The sequence below is a fragment of the Mesorhizobium sp. M5C.F.Ca.IN.020.29.1.1 genome, from assembly GCF_003997375.1.
In the GTDB taxonomy this organism is placed as follows: domain Bacteria; phylum Pseudomonadota; class Alphaproteobacteria; order Rhizobiales; family Rhizobiaceae; genus Mesorhizobium; species Mesorhizobium wenxiniae.
The window spans coordinates 1-5,515 of record NZ_RZSW01000426.1 but is presented as its reverse complement, the minus strand read 5'-3'; the positions used below and the strand labels follow the sequence as shown (position 1 = coordinate 5,515).

The window sequence follows — 5,515 nt, the reverse complement described above, 5'->3', positions numbered from 1 at the left end:
TCGCTTTCCTGGTGCTGCGCGTCGTCGGCGCGCTGGTCCAGTGGGCCGCCAAAAGAAGCCCGCGCGTCGGCTCGACGGCGCTTAGGCTCGCCGTCGGCAATATCCATCGGCCAGGTGCCTTGACGCCGTCAGTGGTGTTGTCGCTGGGACTGGGATTGACGCTTCTGGTGACGCTGGCGCTGATCGACGGCAATCTCAGGGGGCAGATTTCCGGCAGCCTGCCGGAACGGGCGCCGAACTTCTTCTTCGTCGATATCCAGAGCAGCGATGTCGATGCGTTCTCTGCGCTGGTCAGCAGGCAAGCGCCGCAGGGCACGCTGGTTAAGGTGCCGATGCTGCGCGGCCGGGTGATGGCGCTGAACGGCGTCGACGTCGACAAGGTCAAAGTTCCGGCGGAAGGAGCCTGGGTGCTGCGCGGCGATCGCGGGCTGACCTACGAGGCCAGCATTCCCGCGAATGCGACGCTGACCGAAGGCACATGGTGGCCGCACGATTATGCCGGCGAGCCGCTGGTGTCGTTTTCGGCCGAGGAAGGCAAAGAGATCGGGCTGAAACTCGGCGATACCATCACCGTCAACGTGCTTGGCCGCAACGTGACAGCGAAGATCGCCAATTTCCGCCAGGTCGAGTGGGAGACGATGGGCATCAACTTCGTCATGGTGTTCTCGCCCAGCACATTTGCCGGCGCGCCGCATAGCTGGCTGGCGACGCTGACCGAAAAGGGCGCGTCGCCGGCCGACGATGCCCGTCTTCTCAACGCGGTCACCCGTGCTTTTCCCGCGGTGACGACAGTCAGGGTCAAGGACGCGCTCGACATAGTCAACCGGCTGGTGGCGCAACTCGGCACCGCAATCAGGGCCGCGGCCGGCGTGGCACTGATCGCCTCGGTGCTGGTGCTGGCCGGCGCGCTGGCCGCCGGCAACCGCGCCCGCATCCACGATGCGGTGGTGCTGAAGACGCTGGGCGCCACCAGGAAGACGCTGATCGCGGCCTTTTCGCTGGAATACATGCTGATCGGCCTCGCCACCGCGATCTTCGCGCTGGCGGCAGGCGGGATTGCGGCGTGGTTCGTTGTCGCGCGCGTCATGACGCTGCCGTCGCATTTCATGCCTGATGTGGCGGTGGCGACCATCGTCTTTGCGCTGGTGGTCACGGTCGGGATCGGCCTCGCCGGCACCTGGCGGGTGCTGGGCCACAAGGCGGCGCCGGTGCTGCGCAATCTCTGATCTGCAAGCATATACAGGCTCAACGCGACCAGGATTCGGTTAAATCTTGTTAATGTTGGCTTCGGAAGGCCGATAAATGCAGATTTTCGGGTCTTCACGAAGCATTACGTTCGGTTACGGTCTTGTTCTTGACGCCAATAACCATCATATTTCGCAGCAGGCATGCTGGAGCCCCGCCAGCGGCGCCGCGGTCCAAATGACCGGACACCGGACGGGGCAGAAGCAATATGAGGATTTCAATGGCTGAACCCGTTCGCAATTATCAGACGCGTGCCGTGCCCGGCGCCGGCGTCGATGCTGCTATCGACCAGGGCCTGCGCGCCTATATGATCAAGGTCTACAATCTGATGGGGCTTGGCCTCCTCATCACCGGCCTCGCCGCGGTCGGAACGATCATGCTGGCCACCACCACCGATCCGGCTTCGGCGGTCGCCACCCTGCCGAACGGCGACATGCTGACCTCCTTCGGCTACGCGATCTTCGGCTCGCCGCTGAAATGGCTGGTGATCTTTGCCCCGCTCGCCGCCGTGCTGTTCCTGTCGTTCCGCGTCCAGTCGATGAGCGTTTCTGCCGCGCAGACGACGTTCTGGGTCTATGCCGGCCTGGTCGGCCTGTCGCTGTCGTCGATCTTCTTGGTCTACACGACGGCCAGCATTTCGCAGACCTTCTTCGCCACCGCAGCGGCTTTCGGTGCGCTGTCGCTTTACGGCTACACGACCAAGCGCGATCTGACCGCGTTCGGCTCGTTCCTGGTGATGGGCGTGTTCGGCCTGATCATCGCGATGGTGATCAACATCTTCCTGCAGTCGTCGGCCCTGTCCTTCGCCGTTTCGGCGCTCGGCGTGCTGATCTTCTCGGGCCTCACCGCCTATGACACGCAGAAGATCAAGGAGATGTATTTCGAGGGCGACGCCACCGACGTTGCCGGCCGCAAGGCGATCATGGGCGCTCTGACGCTCTATCTCGACTTCATCAACCTGTTCATGTTCCTGCTGCAGTTCATGGGCGACCGCCGATAACAGGCTTTTGTTTTGAACCATGATCTTCCGAAAACCGGGGAATCATAGTCTGACTGGACTAGCGAGTTTGATAAGGGCGGCCCCACGGCCGCCCTTTTCTTTTGTCCCGGTCTTTGATGAAAATGGCGGGCAGATGATAGACGTGCATAAATTATGACCAGCATCACCATACGGGCGGCTACGCCGGCGGACCTCGACCGGATCACCCATATCTATGCCGACGCGGTGACCCATGGCACGGCGAGCTACGAGCTGGAGCCGCCGAGCCGCGCCGAAATGGGCGAGCGCTTCGAGAGTTTGATAGCGGGGGGCTTCCCCTATCTGGTGGCGGAAAAAGACGGCATTGTGCTCGGCTATGCCTATGCTGGCGCCTTCCGACCACGCCCTGCGTATCGCTTCGTCGTCGAGGATTCTGTCTATCTCGCGCCGGAGGCCAAGGGCCATGGCATCGGGTTCAAGCTCATGCAAAGGCTGATCGAGGCGGCCGAGGCAGCGGGCTTCCGCCAGATCATCGCGGTGATCGGCGACGGTCGGCCGGACAGTGCCTCGGTGCGGCTGCATGAAAAGCTCGGCTTCCGCCATTCGGGCCGCCTGGAAGGCTCCGGCTACAAGCACGGACGCTGGCTTGACACGGTGTTCATGCAACTGCCGATCAATGATGGAGCTCTGGTTCCGCCCGATCCCAACTCGTTGCCGGAACAGAAATTCCGCCAGCAAAATAAGTAGTTAGGCCTCGACCAGCTTCAGCGTGCGGTCGAAGACGCCAAGCACGCGGCCAAGTTCCTGGCCGCGCTTGAGGATGCGGCCGCCGGTGGCAATGACGGCGAATGCGCCTTGCCGGCGCGCCAGCTTGGGATCCTTGACGATCTGGAATAGCGGTACCTCGCTGGTGCGACGGAACACGGAAAAGACGGCGCGGTCGGTGAGATGGTCGATGGCGTAGTCACGCCATTCATTGGCGGCGACCATACGCCCGTAAAGCCTCAGGATCTGGTCCAATTCACGCCGGTCGAACCGCACCGGCTCGAGGCGTTCGCGTCTTGCCTCATGCAGCGGGATCAGTATTGCGGATGCGTCCCCATCCTCCGTCCCGCTGCCGTGATCAGTCATGCCTCGATCCCTTCGAATGAATCTTACGCCAACCAAAGTTTGCGCTTTCGCCGTGGAATTGCAAGCCCAGCCGGACAAAGGCGGCGGCGCACCGTTTCCGCAGTGTCCAGTCACGTTTATAAAAACGCCCGTTGGAATTGGTGATGCCTCGCCACAATCCTGCCATCTTTTATCCGCGCTCATGCCCCAATGTCCGACGAATTTACGGGTGTTGCCTGAGACGGTTCGGTCCGGCACTGGCTCGTAAACCCCAAGCCCCCCGCCCACGGGTCTGCGTCGGATCGAACCAACCTCGGTTTTTCCCTGTGAAAAATCGGGTGCGACGATCCCAAAACCTAATAGACCGGCGTCAGAAGCAAGCTGACGCCGGTTTTTTCTGCCTGGATGGAAGTGGACGGCTAGAGCGCTTTGCGTTTTGGTGGACCCAAAACCGCGCTCTGTTTATTATTGACGCATTTTGTCGGACGCCAAACGAAGACGTTTGGCTGCAAAATGCTAAGGGCGAGAATGCGCGGGCTTGTGGATTAAGGCGGCGCCCAGAATGGGACCCGGCAGGCCGTCTTTGCCCACCGATTGCAGCAGCACGGCGCAGCCCCCTTTCTTGGAAATCACGCTCATCGGCAATTCGTAGCGCTGCGCCTTGCCGTGCCACATACCGGCGGTCTGGATGCCGGAGACGGCGTTCCAATAAGTCATGCTGCGGCCGGTGTTTTCGCCTTTGCCGATCTTGATCGTCTGCGGCGGGTCGAAATAAACGATGACGACATGGGCATCGCTGGGGCCGGTCCCGGCATCGCCGGCGTCGATCGTGACGCGGTCATTGGTCCGGCTGACCTTGACGCTGACCCGCATGCCTTCGCCCGATCTTTCCATGCGGGCGAGCGCGCCGTCGACTTGCTTGCGGTTGGCGCCGCTGACATGGCTGCGGCCATTGATGACGGCCTGCGGCGTATAGACCGAGCGGCTGCCGAAGGCGCGCATATACTCATATTGCCGCTCGGTGTTCTCCTTGCGGCTCAGCGTGTCCTTCCAACCGAGATAATCCCAGTAGTCGACATGATAGGCGAGCGCGACGATGTTCTCCTTGGCGGCAAGCTCGGCGAAGAATTCATCGGCGGGCAGGCAGGAATTGCAGCCTTGGCTGGTGAAGAGCTCGACCACGCCCAAGGGTTGGTCAGTCGAGGCTTTGTCAGCCTGGGGGTTGTCGGCCTCGCCGGCGATCGCATTGCCGGCAAGGCCAGCGCCGGCAACCACCGAGAGGGCCAGCGCCAATGCCGCAAGCCGCAATGGTCTTCGAGGTGTCATAGCCGTTTCGACTCCCGCCGGTGATGGCCGGCTTTATTCTGATTGGCGAAATATGTGGCAGAAGCGGCAGTCAACGGGAAGTCACGTTGCGGTGAAATTTTACCGTTGTAACCAACTGCAAGGGCGCAATAGGACGGGCTACACTTCTGGGTAGATATAGATTCGGGCAACAATCAGCATGTGGCAAACTCTCCTGACGCCGGTCGACCTGTACTGCGAGCGGGTCGGGCCGGAGCTCTGGGCCGAGCCGGTCAACGCACTGACAAATCTGGCTTTTCTTGTCGCCGGGCTGTGGGGTGTCCGAGAGGTGCGCCGGCGTGGCACCGGCATCTTCGCCGAAGTGCTGGCCTGGTGGGTGGTGGCGATCGGCGTCGGCTCGGCGCTGTTCCACACCTTTGCCAACCATGGCACGGTCTGGGCCGACGTGCTGCCGATCGCCGGGTTCACGCTGGCCTACACGCTGTTCAACCTGCGCCGTTTCCTCGGCATGAAATGGGGCAAGGCGATCGCCGTCTTCGTCGCCTTCTATGCCGTCACCGGGTTATTGACCTGGGCCGTGCCGGACTGGCTGCGCCAGGCATCGAACGGCACGACCGGCTATCTGCCGCCCTTCCTGGCGCTTGCCTTCTTCGGCGTCTTAGTGGCGGCGGGCGGCAACCGCGCCGGCTGGTACAATCTGGCAGGCTCGGCGATCTTCGTCGTGTCGGTCATCTTCAGGATGATCGATCCGCTGGTCTGCGGCAGCTTCCCGCTCGGGACGCATTTCCTGTGGCACAGCCTCAACGGGCTGATGCTCGGTGTGCTGCTGGCGGCGGCGGCGCGCTTCGGGGCGCCAAAGGAATAGGGGAATAGGGG

Annotated in this window: 6 protein-coding genes; 4 read left to right on the top strand and 2 right to left on the bottom strand. The window is 62.1% G+C overall.

Annotated elements, in window-relative coordinates:
- From EOA85_RS26125 to EOA85_RS26115, 3 genes are all read left to right on the top strand, one after another.
- Nucleotides 1-1,226, top strand: a 1,226-nt coding sequence (locus EOA85_RS26125; RefSeq protein WP_127211694.1) for an FtsX-like permease family protein, incomplete at its 5' end; no start/stop codon positions are given.
- 239 nt (nt 1,227-1,465) lie between these two features.
- Nucleotides 1,466-2,245: a Bax inhibitor-1/YccA family protein gene (locus tag EOA85_RS26120; protein WP_029349432.1), complete on the top strand. Its 780-nt coding sequence runs from the start codon at nt 1,466-1,468 to the stop codon at nt 2,243-2,245.
- A 153-nt stretch (nt 2,246-2,398) separates the two neighbouring features.
- Nucleotides 2,399-2,971 carry a GNAT family N-acetyltransferase gene (locus tag EOA85_RS26115; protein WP_127211693.1) on the top strand — a complete coding sequence of 191 codons (573 nt, stop codon included), beginning with the start codon at nt 2,399-2,401 and terminating at the stop codon, nt 2,969-2,971.
- On the opposite strand, the gene EOA85_RS26110 is transcribed toward EOA85_RS26115, so the two are convergent.
- The gene (locus EOA85_RS26110; protein WP_065007282.1) at nt 2,972-3,355 is read right to left on the bottom strand and encodes a DUF2794 domain-containing protein; all 384 of its coding nucleotides are present in this window, start codon (nt 3,353-3,355) and stop codon (nt 2,972-2,974) included. It abuts the gene before it with no gap.
- 495 nt (nt 3,356-3,850) lie between these two features.
- Nucleotides 3,851-4,660 (bottom strand): thioredoxin family protein, encoded by an 810-nt coding sequence (locus EOA85_RS26105; RefSeq protein WP_127211692.1) that lies wholly within the window; start codon nt 4,658-4,660, stop codon nt 3,851-3,853.
- Nucleotides 4,661-4,838: 178 nt separating this feature from the next.
- Here EOA85_RS26105 and EOA85_RS26100 point away from each other — a divergent pair, with 178 nt between their 5' ends.
- Entirely contained in the window at nt 4,839-5,504 is a 666-nt protein-coding gene (locus tag EOA85_RS26100) for a ceramidase domain-containing protein (RefSeq protein ID WP_127211691.1), read from the top strand.
- Nucleotides 5,505-5,515 lie beyond the last annotated feature (11 nt).